The organism is Planctobacterium sp. AWH2_060 (assembly GCF_056158425.1).
In genome coordinates this window covers 1,182,480-1,202,894 of the sequence record NZ_JBSWTG010000001.1, presented here as the reverse complement: position 1 = coordinate 1,202,894, position 20,415 = coordinate 1,182,480, and the positions used below count along the sequence as shown (strand labels likewise).

At 38.6% G+C, this 20,415-nt stretch carries 14 protein-coding genes; 6 read left to right on the top strand and 8 right to left on the bottom strand.

The features are described 5' to 3' along the window. Positions 1-425: 425 nt before the first annotated feature. Together ACXAD8_RS05250 and ACXAD8_RS05245 are read left to right on the top strand one after the other, a co-directional pair. Complete coding sequence (locus ACXAD8_RS05250) at positions 426-1,655, top strand: efflux RND transporter periplasmic adaptor subunit (protein WP_475225768.1); 1,230 nt, start codon at positions 426-428, stop codon at positions 1,653-1,655. Between the two features lie 11 nt (positions 1,656-1,666). Beyond that, positions 1,667-4,816: an efflux RND transporter permease subunit gene (locus ACXAD8_RS05245; RefSeq protein ID WP_475225766.1), complete on the top strand. Its 3,150-nt coding sequence runs from the start codon at positions 1,667-1,669 to the stop codon at positions 4,814-4,816. Between the two features lie 184 nt (positions 4,817-5,000). Here the strand turns inward: ACXAD8_RS05245 and ACXAD8_RS05240 are convergent, their stop codons facing one another. The 6 genes from ACXAD8_RS05240 to ACXAD8_RS05215 all read right to left on the bottom strand — a co-directional run bounded on the left by ACXAD8_RS05240 (position 5,001) and on the right by ACXAD8_RS05215 (position 13,083). Next, positions 5,001-5,654, bottom strand: a complete 654-nt coding sequence (locus ACXAD8_RS05240; RefSeq protein WP_475225764.1) for a hypothetical protein — start codon at positions 5,652-5,654, stop codon at positions 5,001-5,003. Between the two features lie 2 nt (positions 5,655-5,656). Beyond that, positions 5,657-5,914, bottom strand: a complete 258-nt coding sequence (locus ACXAD8_RS05235; RefSeq protein WP_475225761.1) for a hypothetical protein — start codon at positions 5,912-5,914, stop codon at positions 5,657-5,659. 52 nt (positions 5,915-5,966) lie between these two features. After that, entirely contained in the window at positions 5,967-7,082 is a 1,116-nt protein-coding gene (locus ACXAD8_RS05230) for an ISAs1 family transposase (RefSeq protein WP_475223818.1), read from the bottom strand. 86 nt (positions 7,083-7,168) lie between these two features. Then, positions 7,169-10,876 (bottom strand): hypothetical protein, encoded by a 3,708-nt coding sequence (locus tag ACXAD8_RS05225; RefSeq protein WP_475225759.1) that lies wholly within the window; start codon positions 10,874-10,876, stop codon positions 7,169-7,171. A gap of 1 nt (position 10,877) precedes the next feature. Further along, positions 10,878-12,218 (bottom strand): tyrosine-type recombinase/integrase, encoded by a 1,341-nt coding sequence (locus ACXAD8_RS05220; protein WP_475225757.1) that lies wholly within the window; start codon positions 12,216-12,218, stop codon positions 10,878-10,880. Between the two features lie 400 nt (positions 12,219-12,618). Continuing rightward, on the bottom strand, positions 12,619-13,083 hold the full coding sequence (locus ACXAD8_RS05215; protein ID WP_475225754.1) for a hypothetical protein: 465 nt from the start codon (positions 13,081-13,083) through the stop codon (positions 12,619-12,621). A gap of 258 nt (positions 13,084-13,341) precedes the next feature. On the opposite strand from ACXAD8_RS05215, the gene ACXAD8_RS05210 reads away from it, so the two are divergent. Further along, positions 13,342-14,510 (top strand): IS3 family transposase gene (locus ACXAD8_RS05210; protein ID WP_475225752.1). Its coding sequence is split into 2 segments (ribosomal slippage): positions 13,342-13,594 and positions 13,594-14,510, totalling 1,170 coding nucleotides; the frame shifts between segments, so codons are not numbered across the junction. Here the strand turns inward: ACXAD8_RS05210 and ACXAD8_RS05205 are convergent. Together ACXAD8_RS05205 and ACXAD8_RS05200 are read right to left on the bottom strand one after the other, a co-directional pair. Further along, complete coding sequence (locus ACXAD8_RS05205) at positions 14,507-16,153, bottom strand: S8 family peptidase (RefSeq protein ID WP_475225749.1); 1,647 nt, start codon at positions 16,151-16,153, stop codon at positions 14,507-14,509. The two genes, ACXAD8_RS05210 and ACXAD8_RS05205, sit on opposite strands and share 4 nt — an antisense overlap. Before the next feature lies 1 nt (position 16,154). After that, positions 16,155-17,264 (bottom strand): AAA family ATPase, encoded by a 1,110-nt coding sequence (locus ACXAD8_RS05200; RefSeq protein WP_475225746.1) that lies wholly within the window; start codon positions 17,262-17,264, stop codon positions 16,155-16,157. Between the two features lie 350 nt (positions 17,265-17,614). Here ACXAD8_RS05200 and ACXAD8_RS05195 point away from each other — a divergent pair, with 350 nt between their 5' ends. The 3 genes from ACXAD8_RS05195 to ACXAD8_RS05185 all read left to right on the top strand — a co-directional run bounded on the left by ACXAD8_RS05195 (position 17,615) and on the right by ACXAD8_RS05185 (position 19,565). Beyond that, positions 17,615-17,983, top strand: coding sequence for a hypothetical protein (locus ACXAD8_RS05195; RefSeq protein ID WP_475225744.1), 369 nt, complete (start codon positions 17,615-17,617; stop codon positions 17,981-17,983). Between the two features lie 354 nt (positions 17,984-18,337). After that, positions 18,338-19,159 carry a hypothetical protein gene (locus ACXAD8_RS05190; RefSeq protein WP_475225742.1) on the top strand — a complete coding sequence of 274 codons (822 nt, stop codon included), beginning with the start codon at positions 18,338-18,340 and terminating at the stop codon, positions 19,157-19,159. After that, on the top strand, positions 19,152-19,565 hold the full coding sequence (locus ACXAD8_RS05185; protein ID WP_475225739.1) for a hypothetical protein: 414 nt from the start codon (positions 19,152-19,154) through the stop codon (positions 19,563-19,565). The genes ACXAD8_RS05190 and ACXAD8_RS05185 overlap by 8 nt, the downstream gene beginning before the upstream one ends. Positions 19,566-20,415 lie beyond the last annotated feature (850 nt).

Below are 20,415 nucleotides of genomic sequence, written 5' to 3'. Positions count from 1 at the left end.
TAACGAAGAGAATAGAATATTGAACATTAACGTTGCTTTAAAAATACTGCTGATAATATCGATTGTTTTACAATCGTTTGTCGCCGTATCTGCAAGCACGGAAACTCATCAGTTAGACGTTGAGCATCTACAATCCATTCATGATCACGAAGCAGATCATTCTCCTCAGCTAGATAGTGATAACGAACACGATATCGAGGACTGCCACCATTGCGGACATTGTAGCGGCAATCATACCAGTTGGATTCTGGTTAAAGCGTTTACTCCAAACCTATCATTAAATAACTCACACAACTTTGATAAGTTGATTTCGTTGCCTCTAGGTACTTCAACTAGGCTCTATCGACCACCTATCGCTTAACTTCATTCCATAAAGAGCGCTATCGCGCAAACACAATTTGGTTTAATAAAAGTTAAGAGTCATTATGAATAATATTTTTCGAATCACTGGTATAGCCTTAGTGATCATTCTTGGTGTGCTTTCAATAAGCACAACATTGGCTAGTGAAAGTCAAAATAACACAGCATACGATGAACATTCACATGAGCATGAAAAACCCACCAAAGAACCTGCTCATGACCACGACCATGCTGAAGATAAAGAAAATAGCCCTGAAAAGCTTGCAATAAAGGAAGAAGCGCATGAAGAAGGAATTACCTTAAGTGCTGAAAAAATTAGATTAGCAGGCATAAAAATTGAGGAACTGTTGCCAAAGAAACACCTTAATTCGGTTTACGCTCCCGGAGAAGTGAAAGCAAACGGTTATAAGAGCTATATAGTTTCACCTCGCACAGACTCTGTGGTGATTAATCGCCATGCGAGCTTAGGAGACCACGTTAAATCTGGACAAAAACTGGTTACTTTGTTCAGCGAAACGATGGCTCAAACTCAAGCTGACTTTTTAATTGCGTCTTCTAACTGGAAGCGAGCTAAAAAGCTAGGTAGTAATAACATAAGCGAACGTACGCTTGTTGAAGCGGAAAACATTTATAAAGGTGTTTATGGCAAGTTAGTGGCTTTTGGTTTAACAAAGCAAGCGATTGATAAAATATCCCAACAAGATAGCGCTACGTTTGGACAGTACGGTCTTGTTGCTGAGCGAGAAGGCGTTGTTTTGCAAGATGACTTCATGCAAGGGCAGCGTATTGAGGCAGGTGAAACGATTATGTTACTTGCCGATGAGACTGACCTTTGGGTAGAAGCTAATATACCGCCAAATAAAGAAATAAATTTAGCTTTAGGCAGTCCAGCTTTAATTGATTTGAATGGTGTTAAATACCAAGCCAACGTCATACAAGAAGCTCACACTATTAACCCCATTACTCGTACCAGAACAGTAAGGCTATCGGTTACTAACTCTGGACATAAACTCCATTCAGGTATGTTCGTGAAGGTCTATTTTCAGTTCGAGTCGAGCAACGAAGTCATAGCAGTACCAGAAGACGCTTTGATACGAAGCAGCGATGGCGATTGGACAGTGTTTATTGAAGATCATCCAAACGAGTTTAAGGCTGTTGAAGTGACGAGAGGCCAATCTTTTGGTGAGTATCGCGAAGTTTTAGGTATTGAAGCCAGAACTAAAGTGGTGACACGGGGGGCTTTTTTTGTCGCGTCTGAAATCGCGAAAGGCGGATTTGATCCGCACAATCATTAAGGAGGCCATTCATGTTTAATCGAATTATTGATTGGTCTATTAATAACCGATTGCTCGTGTTAATCGCGTTAATTACGTTGATTGCAAGTGCAGTTATCACCATACCTAAGTTGAATTTGGATGCTTTTCCAGACGTAACAAACGTACAAGTCGCTGTTAATACCGAAGCTCCGGGTTTAGCTGCTGAAGAAGTAGAGCAACTTATCACTTACCCAATAGAAGCTGTGATGTACGCATTGCCAGACGTGGAACAAGTGCGCTCTATTTCAAAAACAGGCTTGTCCGGCGTAACGGTAGTATTTAAAGAAGGCACAGATATATATTTTGCTAGGCAACTGGTTTTTGAACGTTTACAAGCAGCGAAAGAGCTTATACCTGCTGGTGTTGGAACCCCTGAGATGGGGCCTAACACTTCAGGTTTAGGGCAAGTATTTCAATATTTGCTGATTTCAGATGACGAAAGCAAGTATGACTCAATGGCACTTAGAAGTCTTAATGACTGGATCATTAAACTTTTGATCATGCCTGTGGATGGTGTAACGGATGTATTGTCATTCGGTGGTAACGTCCGTCAATATCAAGTTAATGTCGATCCTTCTAAGCTATTGTCTTATGAGTTAACCCAAGAAGATGTTGTGTTAGCGCTTGAAAATAACAACGCCAATGTTGGTGGCTGGTACATGAATCGCGGACAAGAGCAGCTCGTTATTCGAGGTACAGGTTGGTTTGAAAGTGGTGAAAAAGGTGTTGAAAATATTCAGCAAGTACCCGTGAAAACACTTAATGGTGTAGTAGTTACAGTCTCTGATGTCGCTAAAGTAGAACTCGGCGGTGAGATCAGACAAGGTGCTGTCACTATGACACGTAAAGCTAACAATGGCGCTGTTGAAAACTTAGGTGAAGTGGTCTCTGGCATAGTATTAAAGCGCATGGGATCGAATACCAAAGCGACAATAGATGGCATTAATGCCAGAACTGAGCTTATCAATCAGGCATTACCTGAAGGCGTAAGATTTGAGCCTTTTTATGACCAAGCTGACTTAATTGAAAAAGCGGTGGCAACCGTCGTTGAAGCCCTTACTTTGGCTTTTATCTTTATCACTGTTGTACTTGCTTTATTTTTGATGAATTTAAGAGCCACATTCTTAGTGCTGGTTTCTATTCCAATCTCTATCGGTATAGCGCTTATGGTGATGGCTTGGTTGGGTATTTCAGCCAATTTAATGTCGCTTGGCGGCATTGCTGTCGCTATTGGCATGTTAGTCGATGGTTCGGTTGTTATGGTTGAAAACATGTTTAAACATCTAAATAGGCAATTAGAAAGTAGCAGCGATGAAGCGAACGATGATACTAAGAAAAAGTTGAAACTGGCAGGCAAGGAAGTCGCTCGTCCGATCTTTTTTGCAGCTTCCATTATTCTCGTTGTTTTTACACCGCTATTTAGTTTCGAAGGTGTTGAAGCAAAGCTGTTTCAACCAATGGCTATCAGCATTATGTTAGCTGTGGTATCAGCTATTGTTGTTGCTTTATTTATTGTTCCTGCTCTTGCCACTTTTATGTTTAAAAGAGGGGGGAAAGAAAGAGAAAGTTTGATTTTAAAACCTGTCGACATTTTGTATCGAAAGTTATTGAAAATCGCTTTAAGTCAGACCAAAGCCGTTGTTTTTTTCTCATTATCACTTATTGCTTCGGCAGCGGCTGTTCTTCCACAAATAGGGACAGAATTTGTGCCGGAACTAGAAGAAGGAACGATTAACCTAAGAGTTACATTAGCCCCTTCTTCTAGTTTGGAAACTGCGCTCTCGGTTGCTCCAATCTTGGAAGAAAAGCTAATGGCTTTCCCAGAAGTGACTTATGCGTTAAGCCGAATTGGTCGAGCTGAGATTGGTGGCGACCCAGAGCCTGTGAACAACATTGAAATCTACATTGGCCTTAAACCTGTTTCAGAATGGACAAGCGCATCTAATCGTTATGAGCTGCAAGATAAAATGGAGCGTTCATTGGAAGCATTTCCGGGACTGTTACTGAATTTTTCTCAACCTATCGCCACACGCGTGGATGAGTTGTTATCGGGTGTTAAAGCACAACTTGCCATTAAATTATTTGGCTCTGACTTACAGGTGCTAGCAAACAAAGGGCGAGAAATAGAAACTGCGATTAAGTCAATTGAGGGTGCTAAGGATGTTGCACTTGAGCAGATTGCAGGTGAAGCGCAGCTTGTCATCGCTCCAAATCGACTTGAGCTTTCTAGATATGGTTTATCCGTTGGTGATGTCATGGAAGTAGTTCAAGACGGCATAGGTGGAATTGAAGCTGGTCAAATCATCAATGGCAATGAGCGTTATGATATTTACGTGCGCTTAGAAAAGGAATTCAGATCTAATAGTGAAGCAATAGCTGATATAAGACTGCAATCTCCTACAGGAGCTTGGGTGCGTATTGGTGATGTAGCTACCGTGTCTTTTGAGTCTGGCCCTCCACAAGTTAGAAGAGACGATGTACAACGTCGAGTGGTTATTCAAGCTAATGTCCAAGGCCGTGATATGGGAAGTGTGGTTGAAGATATTCAGGCTGCGATAAAATCTGAAGTAAAATTGCCAGCAGGCTACTCAGTATCTATTGGCGGTCAATTTGAAAGCCAGCAACGTGCACAACAGCGCCTTTCTATCGTCGTGCCGTTATCTTTGGCTTTGATAGCTTTGCTTCTTTACTTTGCGTTTGGCTCAGTAGGACAAGCTATGCTGATCTTACTTAATGTTCCACTAGCCGTTATCGGTGGCGTGTTTTCACTATATCTCTCCGGTCAGTACCTATCAGTCCCAAGCTCTGTTGGCTTTATTACTCTTTTTGGCCTAGCTGTACTTAATGGTGTCGTCATGGTGGAGAGCATTAACCAACGGATCAAAGATGGGCTTGTACCCGACAAAGCAATATTTGATGGTGCTACATCAAGGTTACGCCCTGTTCTCATGACAGCTATTACTTCAGCGTTAGGTTTAATACCTATGTTGATGTCAAATGGAGTTGGTTCGGAAATTCAAAGACCACTAGCAAGTGTAATTGTTGGCGGCTTAATTACAGCTACTTTATTGACGCTTTTTGTTGTACCTAGCTTGTATAAGTTTTTTTCTAAAGGAAAAATAAAAGAGATCGCGCTATAGCGTCTCATTTAGCCCCATACAATTCTGTTTGGGGCTATCCATGCTTCCTACTCTCAAATTAGATAGTCACATGAATGTCCTTTCATGATGTTCTAAAGCCTGTTATAGGTAATTTTAAGTTATTTTTACATGTAGTCTGACAGTGTTAAGTAATGGTTAAATTACTTGTTACGGCCTTATTAATTCAGATGCCCGTTCCAATGATTTGAATAATCGTAGATTCAAGAATCTTAGACTTTTTTAATATGTCTTTGGGAACTAGTTCATTGTCAACAATTTTGGATAAATCTATGAGACTTTCTTTATCAATTACGACAGAATCTTTGAACTCACATAACAGTGCAACTATCACCTTATGACTGGCATCTAAAGCTTCCAAGAGGTCATTCTGGGAAAAATTCGATGTTAGCAAATGAGGCTGTTCCACCTTTTTTAATAAATTCTTATTTTTGTATTCTAGTTTTTTGATTTGATTTTGAAGGCTGGTGATCTGTGATTCTTTTGTTACTTCTAATAACGCCATAGAATATTTTTCATTCGAGTTTTTCTGACTGTTAAAGTGCTTGAGAACCTTCTCCCTATATGGGGCTTTGTCACTAACTAAAGTTGAAACTGAAATCTTATCTATTTTGTTAGGGTAACGGTTTGTCGCAATATTTATCTCTTTTTCGTTGTACTTTCTTGCGATAAAAGTTGCTAGTTGCCAAAGAGATTCAAATTGAGATTTACTTTGCTCTAAGTCTCTAAGTATTTCGAAAATGGCGTCAAGTCTTATCTTACACTTGGTAGAGTGGTATCTATTAGCGTTACTTTTGTTAGCAGGCTCAATTTTTTTCATATCTAGCTTATTACTTTTAGATTAGAAAGTTTTTTGAATGTCTCTTCAATGTCGTCTAGTGTTTTGTTTAATGAAATAGGGTTAGTGATATTGATGGAGGCAAGCAAGCCCTTTGTATCTGTGTCCTCAGAAGATAACTCAATTTGCTCCTTAATTAATGTTCCGAGCTCATCACCGTTGATAAGCAGCTTTCTTCTAAATTTGTCCATTTGAGCTTTTGCTGAAGGTGTTGCGTACTCAGAGTTTGCTAAGCTATCCATTTCGCGAACCAAGGCTTTGTTGAGAGGTGTATCACGGCGAGAGCATGAGCGTTCATTTATTAACCATCTCGTTGCAGCCCGCTAAAAATACGGTTTCCAGATACCTTTCTTCCATCAGGGCCATGCGTGTTTTTCGACGAACACTGGCTTTTCTGCTTTTATCTGCCTTAATCATGTTTTTGGCTATGTGTCTCAGACGAGCCAGGTTTTCTGCACCATTACCTCTGAATATCTGGCAATCGTCCTCTTTCATGGCCGTATCTAAAACCCAATGCAGGCTGGATTCTATTCCCCAGTGACCTCGCACTGCTTTGGCAAACTGCTCTGTAGTCAATGCTGCTGAGCTAATGTAGTAACGATATTCCAATGATGGTTTTTCGTCATTATGCTGATACCTGACAGCCATACCCATGCTTTTTAATCCTGTCCATTGAGAAAAATCCTCCGATAATTCAGAAGCATCAAGAACATGATATTCTCTGGCTTCAATACGCCCATGACCCTTTTCTATCTTAAGTGATTCAGAACCAACTCCGCGAAACGCCAGCTTTAATGCATCGTAAAGCTTTTTTTGATTGCCCTTAACCGCCAAAAGATATTCAGCGCCCTTGTTAACGATGGTCTTCGCTATGGCTTTTTGACAACCCATTGCATCAATCGTAATAAGACAACCTTTAATATCCAGCAGGTTAAGTAATTCGGGGATAGCGGTGATCTCATTGGATTTGGTGTCCGTCTTTATTTGCCCCATCACAACGCCATTTGCTGTCGCAAACGCACTCACCATATGGATCGCGGACTGGCGGTTCTCTCTGTTATAAGAGCTACGCAGTGTTTTTCCGTCTATGGCAACGACTTCACCATCGGTCAGGGTATTAACCTTTTGCATCCAGCCAATAAAGCTACGTTGTAACTGTTCCGGCTCAATACTGGAAATGATACGTGCAATGGTGTCATGAACAGGCAACCCTTCCCTGAATAAACCCAACCCCTGCAACCAGTTTAGTCTGGCATGACCAAAATCCTCAATGTCTTCCCAGCCTTCGCATCCGGTAATAACACCGCAAATGGATAAGAACAAAACATCGTACAAAGGATAGGTCACTTTAGCAGACTGGCGGGGATCGGTGACATCGGAAAAATGGTCAGCGAAAACATCAATATTCATCAAACTGGCTCCCAAAAGGGAGTATAAGATCACAATGATATGAACAGGTCCAGGAACATAAACGAAAACAGACTCAACTGCTCAATTTATGTTCGCGATCTCACCGTGAGAGGTGTATCGGCTAATTTATTGTTTTCAAAATGGAGTATTAAGGCTTTGGGGTTCGCGACTAAAAGCTTACCGGAAACTTCGGTTGATGATTTATTTTTCATCTCCGTGACTTTGCGAGCCAGAATTTGAAATGACGCCACCCATGCGGTAATAGCAGATGCAGCCCTTTGCCTTTCTCCTTCTAACTTACTTAATTGACCAGATGCATTCTGAGGGTAAGATTTAATTTTTTTTAACGTCGACTCTAAATGCTCGAAAGAGTCAACATGCTTTCTAATTTCTCCAAGTATTGAGGGAATGTTATCAACCGTTTTTACCGAGTAATAACATGGTCCGCAATTGTATTCTCCAAACTCATCAATTACGTCTTTTGGGCACTTGGCACCAAAAGGGCATATATGGGTTGGAAAATACGCAAGTTGTGAATTGTTGATGTTTTGAATTGCAATTAAGCCGCTATTTGGCATTCCTTGTCGTTCAGTTTGTGATGAGAAGGAAATCGCTCCCAAATCTCGCATTGCTGTCTCAGGCTGGGACTCAACTACATCTTTGATGTTCTTTTCCAGTGCTTTTTGTGAAAGCTGAAAATAGCGCTCCAGTAAACTATTAAAACTTTCTGGGGAGCCTTCTTCATCATTTTTTACTAACCCTTCAAGGTAGTTAAGGTCTAGCTTAATATAGTAGTAAAGGCATGCTAGAGATTCATGACCTGTTATATAATCTTTAATAGCACCAGGAGGAAGTAATGTAATTTTTTCACTAGCGACGGTAGCTCTAGTTCCATGTGGTGTATGTTTGGTTTCATATTTTGTGTGACAATAATATGCCTTAAGTATAGATTGTTTAAATAATAAACGATTGCTGTAAGGCTTTGTGATAACATTCTTTAGCTCATTTTGTCGCTGATGATAAGCTTTAATTGATACTATAGAGTCTTCTCCTAAGTTACCAACCGCAGGTAATGGTAATTCATAAAACTCTCTATAAATATCGAAAAGAAACAATAGTCTTCGGTATTGGCCCGCTACACTTGCCTCAGATAATGTCCCAGAATAAGTGTTTTTTTCATTAAAAATTTGTGTCAGCGGAGAAATTAGAGGATAGGGACTAGCTTCATCGTCATTGTAAAATATTTCTTCGATTTCGGGGTCGACAAAATCAGCAAATGATTCATATCGAAGTAGTGTGTTAATAACTCTGCTACTAACTATAGCGTTCCAGGACGTTTGCTTTACTTTGTCTGTGTTAACCAAAAGTTCATACGCTTTATTATTATTGAGTTTTTTGGTTGGTATGACCGTACCTCTATCAATATTGATATCCGAATTTGGGAGACCAGTTTTCCACATGTTCGCGTCTAGATGTCTGATATGTATATGTCGAATACCTGTTTCTAGTGCAATAAAATTCTCAAAAACTTGTTGGAAAGTTGGGTAATAATAAGCTGAATTATTATAAGTAGTTACCGCTTCAGATGTAAAACGAGTCGGGATATAGGGTATGGGATAGCATTTGTCATCCATGTAGAAAACAGGGATAAAACCTAACTCCTCACAATCATATACCTGATCGTTTTTAGTTGCTAATCCAAGTTGGTATAAGTTGTTTGAGACCAAATACCAATAGAAATCGCAAATAGCAGCAGTAAATGACCAAATTACAGGGAATTGTGATTTATCAAAAATCTCTTTGTTTGTACCACTTGGTCGCTTTGATATCTTCTTGTCTAAATCTAATATAGGGTTTCTAAAATTTTTAATATTTTCATCGTGCTTGTAAAGCTCTAACCAGTCGAAAAAATCAGAAATATGTTTTAACTGGACATTGAAAGTATCAGCGTTAACTTTTTTGCCCAAATGGCGTACTAAGTCTGTTTCCCAGTCTTTATTGGAAACGTGCTCACGAGTAAAATCAGCGGGTTTTAGAGGAATTTTTTTGCTATTTAGACCTATGCTATTGGGTAACTTTTTTTCAATGAAACTTATTAACTTATTGAGAGCTGATTTTTTTTTATATTTAGCTCTTTTAGTAACGCTGTGTTGATCTAAGTATCTGTCTATATATTCCCGCCAAAGGTTACGTTTTTCGGGAGCTGCTTTGCGAGTAGTACTTAGTTCTTTTATTTGCTTAGACAATTCTTCAAAGTTTGTTAAGGGGAGAGCACCAAAGTCATCATCCCAACTGAGCTCTTCATTCTCCATTTTGCGAATGTCTTTTAATGTAATGTCGGAAAAACGATATCTGTTAACAGCCATTAACGGACTTAGAAGTTTTTGGTTACTGTTTGCCTTAATCAGCCCGTCAGGGCATAGAGTTAAAAGAGTTGTCGGATAGTGCTCGAGCATCCAATCTTTATTGTTGGCAAAGAAAGCTTGGAAGTCTCTGGGAAGTAATACTAGCTGTTTGCAATAAGCTATTTGCAGCATTATTTTTAGCGAGATCTTTAGCTCGTTAGAAAAATCTATAGTCCACTTTTCTCGTATTTCGTCAAAGTTAGTTTTAAGAACGTTTGCTATATCACTTAAAGAAATTTCTCTTAGCTTAGAAAGAGCGTATAACTGAGATATTTGGTGGGAGTCAATTTGTAAACATTTTTCAAATACGTAAATGAAAACCAATCGTGGTGTTGCTTTATTTATTTTTTCATAGCTTGAATACGACTTAGGGCTGCTATAATGCCGAGATAAAAGAACTAAAAACGTGTCTTTAATCAAACTAATACTCAGCCTTTGAAATTCACTATCTGTTGGAATCACGTGAAGTTTATTTGATGAGTTATAATTTAGAGCGGGTAGTGAGTTATATTCTTCAGTTTTTACTGAGTCATTAACTTCAGGTTTTTTCCCCAATTTCCGTTCTTTACCATTTTCATCTGTTACAACAGAATCACATACATCAGCGAGCTCTTTGAGAGAATATCTACACCGTGTCGGGGAGTATGCCTTGAATCCTGCTAATAATGGATAAAAGGGTAAGGTTTTTCTATTATTGCTTCCTGTTCTTTCTGAATGAGAAAAATAAAAGCTTCGAAAGCTAGATATATCAGTTAGGTCAATATCCTCAATGCTATACCAGTCCGTCGCGATCAAGATATTATAAGAATAATCTTTGAGGTACGTTGATCTTGTGTCTACACAACCCTTTAAGCTTTTAAATCTCTCATCTTCTATGAAAGTATTTTTAATGAGCTTCAACGTTTCTGGGTAGATTGGTAGCGCTGTTTCAATCCAACGTTTATTTTTTTGCGTTCTAGGAAACGAAAAGTTTATTGGAAGCAATACTGCTTTTTGAGCCCAAAGAGCGTAAAAGAAAACTCTTAGTCCAATCTTCAATTGCTTTTGTGCTGTTTTTACTATTTTCTTGCTTTCAGGTGGTGCAGATAGACAATTGACAACTTGAGATATCTTTTCTTGAGGCAACTCGTCGCAGGTACATAGTTCAAACATTAATTCGCACCAGTTAGTGTCAAATCCGATACTTGTTGAGCTTTTATGATTATGAAGATACTTGAAAATTATAAGTGCCGGAAAAGTCTTCGTAGATATCACTGAAGGGGCAATTGTCTGCTCGGTTTCGATATGTGATTTAAGCACTTTGAATGAATCATCAAGTGCTGAATGGATAGCGCTTTTTAGTGCTCCACCTTCAACAATAAACTTCAGTTTGTAGGTTGAATTAAACATTCTAAGCAGCTAAACGCAGTTCGATCTCTTCGATGCGTCCTTTGTGGAATTCAAGTTGTATTTCGTCAAAGCTCATGTCATTACTGAAAAGCTTTTCATTAGCTTCTGCTACATGTGCCTTTACCAGCTCCTCATCAATCTTTGCATATAACTCTGTAGAAGAAGGTGAGCTGTGTCCAAGGAGTTTCTGCACATATGCTATAGGTAAACCATACACACCACCTTTTAAGGGCAGCCAATTCAATATATATGTCGCATAGGTGTGCCTTAGTGAATGAGGACTTATCCCTTCTAAATTCTGGATACCTGATATCTTTGCTGATTTTTTAAACATTTTAATTCTTGAGCTTCTATCTGAGCAAAAATAGGGGCGATTAGTTTTAGTATTAGTAAATAGAAATGGGTGGTTACATAAACTCATCCTTTCTTGAGTCAAGTATTTCGCAACGTTTTCAAAAAACAGGCTTTTAAATGGTTCTATAAGAAAAGTAGCGGTGGTTTCTCGTCCTTTCCATGCCAATTGAGAGTACTCATCATCAGTCAAGTTGAGTTCATCTTCACTAAACTCAAATGGGCTATTCAAAGTTATTTGTTGATTTTTAAAATCGATATCCGACAAACGAAGTTGTAGTATTTCATGGCTTCGTGCTCCTGATGCAGCAAGAAGTGCGTAAATTGCTTTATCTCGATAAGAGCTGGCTGATTCTATTAACTTAACTACCTGATCAAACTCAATCGTTTTTGTGATGTAGAACTTATTTCTCTTCTTGGGTTTAGGTAATTTTAGAGCGCTAGCCCTTTGCTTTCTATTGTTTTTTATACCCCCTCTAATGAACCCAGATAGAGCTGAGTTTTTTAAGATATTCCCAATCTCAGATTTGCTTTTTATTCTCTTGGTGATGTGAAGGAATGCAGAGTCAGATATATCAATTATGCTCGCTCCTTCTATTTCATTAATTAAAATGAATTTGGTTATTGCAGCATCGATTGCAGGTAGAGAAGAGCGTTTTGTATTCTTGTTGTGATTTAAATCAGAAGCGATTTGCTGCGTAATCTTAAATCTAGACTTTTTTCCTCGAAGCAAGAAGTTAGGATAGTTTTGCAAAATACTTTTGATTTCGTCAGGCCCGATATCGTAATTCAGTAGCTCGATATACCTTGTAAAATAGTTTAAGAACTTGACTAGGATCTGACCGTACTGCTCTATAGTGTTGTTCGCATAATTTTTATCTTTTAAAAACTCGATAAAGCGAGTAAAAGGCAAATACTCGGAGTTACCTCGGATAAGTAGAGGATCATTCAATATTGATTTTGGAGTATAGAAGGTAGGTATATATGCCATTGTAATTCACTAAATTAAGGAAATCTTATTTAGTTATAGCAAGGCGTTTAGTCAATCATCAAGAGGCTAACCTTTTGAAATTAATACATAATATTCCGTTAATATAATCGAATGTCAAAGTTAGGATGAAAACTACATAGGAATGTGGGTTTTAATAACTTAACTCTATGAAAATTCCTTATTGTAGTTGAAAATATTATAAAAAAAGTTGAGGCCAGTGATGCTTTAATCCTGATAAATTTAAAAATCTCGCATTTTCTGAAAGTAGTAATTCTTAAAAATTTTGAAGAATAATAAGCGACAAATCTCAATTGAGGCTGACTCAAATAAAAAGGGGGCACATGCTTTATTGACATATGCCCAACTAAAAATTGTTGAGATCTTTTTCTGAACCTATCCTCTAGATCTTAAGTCTCTCTTGAACTCCAAGCTCTGATTGATACCTGTTAGGAGCCTCGTTTCTAATTGCATTATGTATATCAATGTTTGGGTCATTTTGAGGATCCTCAATCGTTACTACTACCGCGTATTTAGTTTTGGGGTTCTTCAAAGTCCATCTCGATTCGTGAGCTATTAGTATTTTCCAGTCTCCACCATGAATTGCACTTGAAAATGTCTTTTCCATCTTGATAACGGTGGAGTACCTATCGCTATCAAGGACAGAAGACTTAGAAAACGGAACATCTTTATATTCATTTCTATTATTCAGTTTTATTATTTTTGTGCGGATATGGGATTTGCAGTATCCACTTTTCAAAACAGCACTAGTTTCTGGAAAGAAAGATATCGTTACTTTTACTTTTATTTTGTTTCGAACTTTTCTGTTAACTAAAACTGAAGGGACGTAGAAGGGGATCTCAATCATGTCCCGAAAATCCATATCTCCTTGATATAAATAAGACTGTATGTTTTTAGTTGAATTACATAAGAATGCGACATCAGGATATCCATGTCCTTGCAAATGCATTAAATTTTTAGTTTCGAAGTCTAATAACTCAGTTTTTTTCGCAAAATGTATTAGCATTGCTTTGACCAAGCAAGCCGAAGCACTAGGAATAAACTTGACGTGTTCCAATAGATTCACACACCCGGTTAAGAGATAATTCTCATAACTGGAGTATTTATGAAAACCCGAAAAAGCTATTCAAAAGAATTCAAACTGGACGCAGTGAGTCTGGTCACTGAGCAAAACTACAAAATTGCCGAGGCAGCAAGAAGTCTGGGGATCTGTGCCAATATGCTTGGCCGCTGGATTAAAGAGCGGGAATCTGAAGGTGCTCACGCTTTCCGCGGCAATGGCAAACTTACACCAGAGCAAGAGGAGCTTCGCCGTCTCAGGGAAGAAAATAAACGCCTGAAAATGGAGAAAGAGATTTTAAAAAAGGCGACGGTCTTCTTTGCCAAAGAAACCAGGTAAAGTACGGTTTCATCACCCAGCATAAGAAGACCTGGCCAATCAGCCTGATGTGTCAGGCATTGGGTGTCTGTCGTCATAATTATTACAGTGCGATGCGTCGGGAACAGGTCCAGGAGCCAGATCCACAGCATGATGAATTGATTGAATGGGTAGAAAAAATTGCGGACGCCAGTGACTTTACCTATGGCGTCCGGCGTATGAAACGAGCGTTGAATTCACTGGGTTATCCGGTAGGTAAGCAACGCACTCGTGCTTTGATGAAAGAAGCAGGTATCAGCGTTAAAAGGCGCAAGAAGTATAAAGTGACGACCAACAGCAATCATAACCAGCCAGTATTCGACAATGTACTGACACGCGAATTTGATGTGCAACAGCCCAACCAGGCTTACGTCTCTGATATTACCTATATCTGGACTCAGGAAGGCTGGTTATATCTGGCAGTGGTAATTGACCTGTTCTCACGCAAAGTCGTGGGCTGGAGCATGTCATCGCGTATGAATGCGCAGCTGGTCTGTGATGCACTGACCATGGCATTGTGGCAACGTCAGCCCAACGCTGGTCTGATCCATCACTCAGACCGTGGCTCACAATACGCGAGCCGTCAGTTCAGACAACTGCTTAAACGCCACAAGGTCACAGGTAGCATGAGCAGAAAAGGTGACTGTTGGGATAATGCGGTAGTAGAGAGCTTCTTTGGTACGTTGAAGCAGGAGCGAGTGCAATGGCGCTACTACCAGACGCGACATGCAGCGCAGCAAGATATTCTGCAATACATTACGATGTTTTATAACAGCCAAAGATTGCATTCATACTTGGATTACAGAAGTCCAAACCAATATGAAGCTGACATGGAGAAATTAGAAAAAGCCGCTTAACTGAGGTGTGTGAATTTGGTTGACCATGTCAACTCGAATAGCTTTGCTGCTAAGCGAGTTATTAGAGGCGCTGAAAAACTTGTACCTCTGGCGTAAGACAAATAATCACCTGTGTTAGATAAACCCACAACATTAAGAAAGTCGTGTTGTGACCAATTATTTCCGCAGTTCCCGCCATGTGCGATTAGATCTGGCTTGTGATATCCCGAAAAGCCGGGACCTCTTCTAGTAAAAGGGGAGGGCTCTGAAGATTTCGCCATACTGCCCGTTGCATCCTCAAATGCAACAGAACCAACCGTCAAGCCTAGCATGGACTCGCCGGGCGACATTAGTCTACTCTCATCGAGATCAAAATATTTAGGGTAGCTCTCTTGTGGTAGTGGGCAGCTTGGCGACCATGGTATATTTCCAGTGCATATAACAAACAAAACATCATACTTCCTAGATAAAATATCAATTTCACTAGCTAAAAGGTGCACGATGTCATCTTTGATTGAAGCTGGAGCATATGGGTTTTGAGGTGTGCAAGAAATAGACAAATTGTAAACTCGAATTTGCTTGTGCCACTTTTCGACCGTTGAACGAATAAGTTCTATTAATTGATCAACGGTTACTTTTACTTTATTACCTAAGTCATCAAACTTATTAATACAAACACTCAACAATTTCACGTCAGGGCTAAGGCTGCCTGTAGTTAATTGATCTTTTATAGAATCACCATAAATGATTCGGCTGCCCACAAAAGTTCCGTGTGCTGTGTTTACACCTCGATTGTCTCCAAATGGGCAGACATCTTCGATGATGCTATCAATCAAAAAGCGATTGTCTTTTTGAATCCCAGTATCGAACATACATGCGTATGCTTTTGATGTATTTGGTGTGACGTTAATTGTGTTGTCTAAAGGTTCGCCAACACTGGCCATTTCAGTAATAATCTCATCAGCAGAGTCTAATGATTGAATAGATACAAACGACTCAGCTAAGCTTTTTAGAACAGATTTCTTTGACCTAACTCTAAGTAATGTTCCTTCCTCTCTAGGCAGGAAAGAGAGTATTTCACCATTAAGAGCTTCGACATAACTCTTAACTCCAGCATAAATCACATCGAGATCATTTGAATCTATATCGGGAAAAAGAGAAATTAATGCATCTCCTTCGGTATTGTCTTCAGTAAAATCTAATTGAAACCTTTCGGATACCTTCTCTTCAAAAGGGATTAGAGATAATTCTTCAATAGATGCGTATTTTGATTTCCCTTTACTTTCTGACGACTCACTATAAGTATTTAATTGTGAAACTAAGTCGTCAAATGATTCTTTAGACGTGCTAACGTGAGCAATGTTACTCTTCGGTGACCCAACAATTTTTGAAAGTAGATTCTCCTCTAACTTTTTACCTGTTGATGTAGATACTTTTTGTTCCTCTGGTATTTCAACCTTAAAGTATCTATTACCGATTGTTTTATCTTGTGATGTCGCGAAAATAGCCTTTAAACGATCTGCTTCGGCAAATACTTTGTGAGCATGTTTTCGGTAGCTATCCCTAGGATAAGTTCCGCCACCTCCGCCGTCATATTCTCTTTTAACGGGAGGAGCTGGTTCATCTTTGATAAAAATATGCGGCCTTTGATTTTCTACGTCCATGTTATGAGCTCTTTATTTTGTGGTGGATTGTTGAATGAGAAATACCTGTAATGTCTTCTAATTTTGAATATGTATATTTCTTTTTGTATGCTAATTTCAAACACTTAATTGCTTGTATTAAGCGCCCTTCATTAGTTGATTGGTTTGAGTCTCCTCGCCTTGCGTTTTCGATGGAAGACAAGAGAAACGATTCAATAAGGTCAGTTTTTTCAATTAATCTTCGCCGTTTAGACTCATTAATAGTTCTGTTCAAATCGGCACCAGTCATGCCAGCTGTCAGCTCAAGGATTTCTTTTTTGTATTCTGAGCTACTATAACTTTCACCTAGCTCGGTTTCTAACAGGTTATCTCTCACATTATCTTTAGGAGGAACTAACTCCCATACTACGTCAAAACGCCTCCAAATTGCGGGATCTAACATATGAGCATGGTTAGTCGCAGCTATGAGAATTCTATCTTCTGGAAGGTTATCAATATTTTGAAGTAATGATATTACGACTCGTTTGAGCTCACCTAATTCTGACTTATCATCACGCAGTTTGGCTATTGCATCAATTTCATCTAGGAAAAGAATACAATTATTAGTTTTCAAAAAGCTAAATATCTTTCGAATATTTTCGCCTGTTTCTCCCAAATATGATGATATTAGAGAATCAAATCTAACCGTATAAAGCTCTCGTTTCATTTCTGAGGCAATATATTTTGCAAGCATAGTCTTTCCGCACCCCGGAAGGCCATGTAATAGGAGAGTATTTCTAGGTTTTATATCTTGTAACTTTAATTCTTTGAACATATTCCACTCTCTAAAATAGAGAGCTAATTCATTATTCATCCACTTTGGGAGAACAGGCTTTTCCGCGTTGATATCGTTGAATCTTTCAAGTAGATCTATAGGAGGAGCAGAAAGGCTATGTTCAGACATAACAAATGTATCTGAGATTAGATTGTTATTAATTGCTATATCAGCCGCTTCTTTTATTCTAGTTGCGGCATTGTAGTGCTTTTTCTTTCTCTCAGACTCATAAATATTGTCGGCAACGGCTTTCACATCATTCCAATCCTTCCGAGACAATGCGTCAAAAATATCTATAAAGTTTTCAACGGTTGGCATTACTCAATGCTCCAAGTTAGTGTGCCTGACAAACTATTTAAATTAAGTTTATCCAATAATTTGAGTTTACCTGAAATGTTGGATAAATCAATATTGAGTCTACTCCCCTAATGGATTCTGTCGATATTAGAAACTTTAAGGATGACGTCTTGAACTAACTATATTGCAGCTAGTAAGCCGAAATTGCTTAACTATTTCAAGAAAGTAATATTGATTTTGTGTATAGTTGATAAAGGCCGTAATGGCGGCCTGTGACCACAATTACGAAGCGAAAGCCCATTTTTAAAATTGCTACTTATTGTCTAGGTATCAGAAGTGCTGTGGATTTCTTGATACTCTGAGGGTTAGTAGTGTCTGAAGGAAAATCACGATTATTAAGAACTGCACAACGGCAGGCCAGAGCACTGTCTGATTTGTCAGGGTGCAAGCTAAATCAGGCTCAAATGACTTTAGCTATTGATGTATTTGGTTATATGTCTTGGGCAAAACTAAGATCGGCGATAGAAAAAGATGAGCTTCCAGAAATAAAAGCTTGTTTACTGGACTTGGAACACGAAGACACAGCTCTATTAATTTCTGTTATAAAAACTAACTGGCAAGACTGGTCTATAAACTTCTCTCAGATTAAATACCTAAAGGGAATTGAGACTAAAAAAATTATTTCACATATCCTTAAAATTGATGAGCTTGAATTAGAGAAAGTCATCAATCAAGATTAACGATTTCTTATCCATTCTCGTTGTGTTTCCTCGTAGTTAAAGCTTTTTAAATTAAGAGTCAGTGCGCTTGAAAAGACAATTCATATATATTGCCGTCCCGCTAGTTTTACTATGATGCTTCATAGGGAAGTCGCATCAACTACTATTAAGGTCGGCGATTTTTCTTAATTGGTGTAGCCAGACTTGAGTTAAATAAGTTAATTGGCGTAGACTAATTGTGTATTCGTTATCAATATGAATTCAGGGCTGTGCGGACAGCCTGTGCCGCCAATATACGACGAAGCTCAGCATCCGTAAAAACTTAATGATTTATGTGACATACGCGTGGTGGGTTTATGTTTAATAGGTATCATTATGAGTGCATTGTCCGTTAAGTGTGGTTGTGTAGTTTACGACCGATCCAAAACCTATTCTCGACTAGATCATAATTCAGTAGCCCCTTGTTTAAAGTTTGATGTTGAATACACACATGATTATATCTCACGCATTATAGGCTTTTGTTATAGAGGCCAGTCGATTTACAACATTGCTGAGGAATTAAATAAGTGTGTTGACTATGTCTTTTATCATTTCACCCATGATTTAGAGACCATGAATCAAATATACACGGATAATAAGATTAAGCGGCTCAGAAAAGAAGTTAGAAAACCATTAGATAAAATCCCTTTTCTATTCGAATACGACTCTCTGTGGAATTCTAGAATTAGGGCAGTTTTAAGTGATATTGATTGTTACGATTTCTGCATAAGTCCTGCTGAGTTAATGGAATTGAATGGATTATCTGTTGAAAAACTCAACAAGGTTTTCAAAGCACTTAAAGTCGATTATGTAGTTGATGAAACATCTAAACTTCATAGCTCATTAGAAGATAAACTTGTTTGTCAATTGCAGCAATCAGAACATTGGATTCAATACAACCAAGTCAAACCATTTTACGATACTGCCGCACTTCCTCTCACAATCGACAAAAGGTCAATGACGCGGGAGCAGGAAACAGATTGGATATTGAGGAAAATACTCCCTTGGTTCAATAATGAACTTGAGGCTATATTCTGGTTTAAAAACGATATTATTCCTAGCTTAGGCTCACATACCCCCGAATGGCTATTAAATAATGGAAAATTTGAGGCATTGAAGTATTACATAAAAGCAATCGAGCTAAGTTGCGATGCTTGAGCTTGAGTACACTGAAGTGAGAAGAAACGAAGACGTAGATTTACTTGCTGCTAATCTAGAACATTGTGTCGTTGTTAAGTTAGTCATTAATATTTTAGATAAGTGGGAATGTGGGGTTGAACAAAAAGGTAAAATACTTGGTTTAGATCCTAATTCTTGGAAAGAAAAGGAAATAATCTTATCAGATCAGCAGCTCATACGAGCCAGTTACATTGCAAACATTCATGCTGTTTTAAGAACAAAATTCAATAATGAAAGTAATATATATGGCTTTATGAGAATGCCAAATAAAAATGAATTTTTTGATGGAAAACAACCAATTGAAGTTATTTCTGAAGGAGGTGTTGAGTCGTTAAAGTCTACTTATTATGAACTAAAAAAGAATTTACTAGTAAAGGAAGATTGAAGAAATGGTGGCCCTTCACAGACTTGAACTGTGGACCTACCGATTCAGATAATCCTATGTTTTCACATAAGCCTGGACTATATCATCACCCTCGTATTAGTACGGTGGGGTGTCGGACGCTAATGGTGTATTACGTAACAAGATCGTGTTACTCCACCTAGTCTCTGAACCTTCCTGATACGCTTATCAGGCTTGGCTGCTGATTGGCATGTTTATTTTAGAAATAAACGAAGCTTTCCAGCAATTCATCCGATTTTTCCATATAACATTACTGCTATAGGTCACAAATAACTTATGAGTCGGGTGCTCTAACCAACTGAGCTAAAGGGCCATCTCTTCATTTTGTATAATCTAGGAGAATATACATTTAAAACAATTTAATAAACTTGTTTTAAATTTATATTCTCAATTCCATTTTTACTTACGAGTAAACTCGCAGTTCAAGGACTTCTTGTCCTCTTTATTTCTTCTCTACCCTTTGTCCTTTCTGTCTTATTCAATATACGAGAATTCATATACCACATAAGAACCAGGGACCTACCGATTATGAGTCGGGCGCTCTAACCAACTGAGCTATAGGGCCATTTTCTTCTTTGTAGCACTAGTGTGCGTTGTAACCATCCATGGTGAGCCATTCCAGCTCAGACTTCCTGTCTTCGCGTAAATTTCTCTCGACGTGATGTTAAATCACCTCTCGTCCTCTTCGAGGACCGAAATTTACCCAACTGAGCTATAGGGCCATTTTTGAATTGCTTATAGATTGGGAGTGGTTCCCTTTAAGCGCTGCGCAGTATAGCAGTTTTATTTTTGTTGTCATTAGTTTGTCTACAACTTGCTGCCAATTGCGCAT

What these genes read in the sequence shown, in the direction of transcription:
- ACXAD8_RS05250 (WP_475225768.1), top strand. Translation starts at nt 426, where the DNA reads ATGAATAATATTTTTCGAATCACTGGTATAGCCTTAGTGATCATTCTT.
- ACXAD8_RS05245 (WP_475225766.1), top strand. Translation starts at nt 1,667, where the DNA reads ATGTTTAATCGAATTATTGATTGGTCTATTAATAACCGATTGCTCGTG.
- ACXAD8_RS05240 (WP_475225764.1), bottom strand. Translation starts at nt 5,654, where the DNA reads ATGAAAAAAATTGAGCCTGCTAACAAAAGTAACGCTAATAGATACCAC.
- ACXAD8_RS05235 (WP_475225761.1), bottom strand. Translation starts at nt 5,914, where the DNA reads ATGGATAGCTTAGCAAACTCTGAGTACGCAACACCTTCAGCAAAAGCT.
- ACXAD8_RS05230 (WP_475223818.1), bottom strand. Translation starts at nt 7,082, where the DNA reads ATGAATATTGATGTTTTCGCTGACCATTTTTCCGATGTCACCGATCCC.
- ACXAD8_RS05225 (WP_475225759.1), bottom strand. Translation starts at nt 10,876, where the DNA reads ATGTTTAATTCAACCTACAAACTGAAGTTTATTGTTGAAGGTGGAGCA.
- ACXAD8_RS05220 (WP_475225757.1), bottom strand. Translation starts at nt 12,218, where the DNA reads ATGGCATATATACCTACCTTCTATACTCCAAAATCAATATTGAATGAT.
- ACXAD8_RS05215 (WP_475225754.1), bottom strand. Translation starts at nt 13,083, where the DNA reads ATGATTGAGATCCCCTTCTACGTCCCTTCAGTTTTAGTTAACAGAAAA.
- ACXAD8_RS05205 (WP_475225749.1), bottom strand. Translation starts at nt 16,153, where the DNA reads ATGGACGTAGAAAATCAAAGGCCGCATATTTTTATCAAAGATGAACCA.
- ACXAD8_RS05200 (WP_475225746.1), bottom strand. Translation starts at nt 17,264, where the DNA reads ATGCCAACCGTTGAAAACTTTATAGATATTTTTGACGCATTGTCTCGG.
- ACXAD8_RS05190 (WP_475225742.1), top strand. Translation starts at nt 18,338, where the DNA reads ATGAGTGCATTGTCCGTTAAGTGTGGTTGTGTAGTTTACGACCGATCC.
- ACXAD8_RS05185 (WP_475225739.1), top strand. Translation starts at nt 19,152, where the DNA reads ATGCTTGAGCTTGAGTACACTGAAGTGAGAAGAAACGAAGACGTAGAT.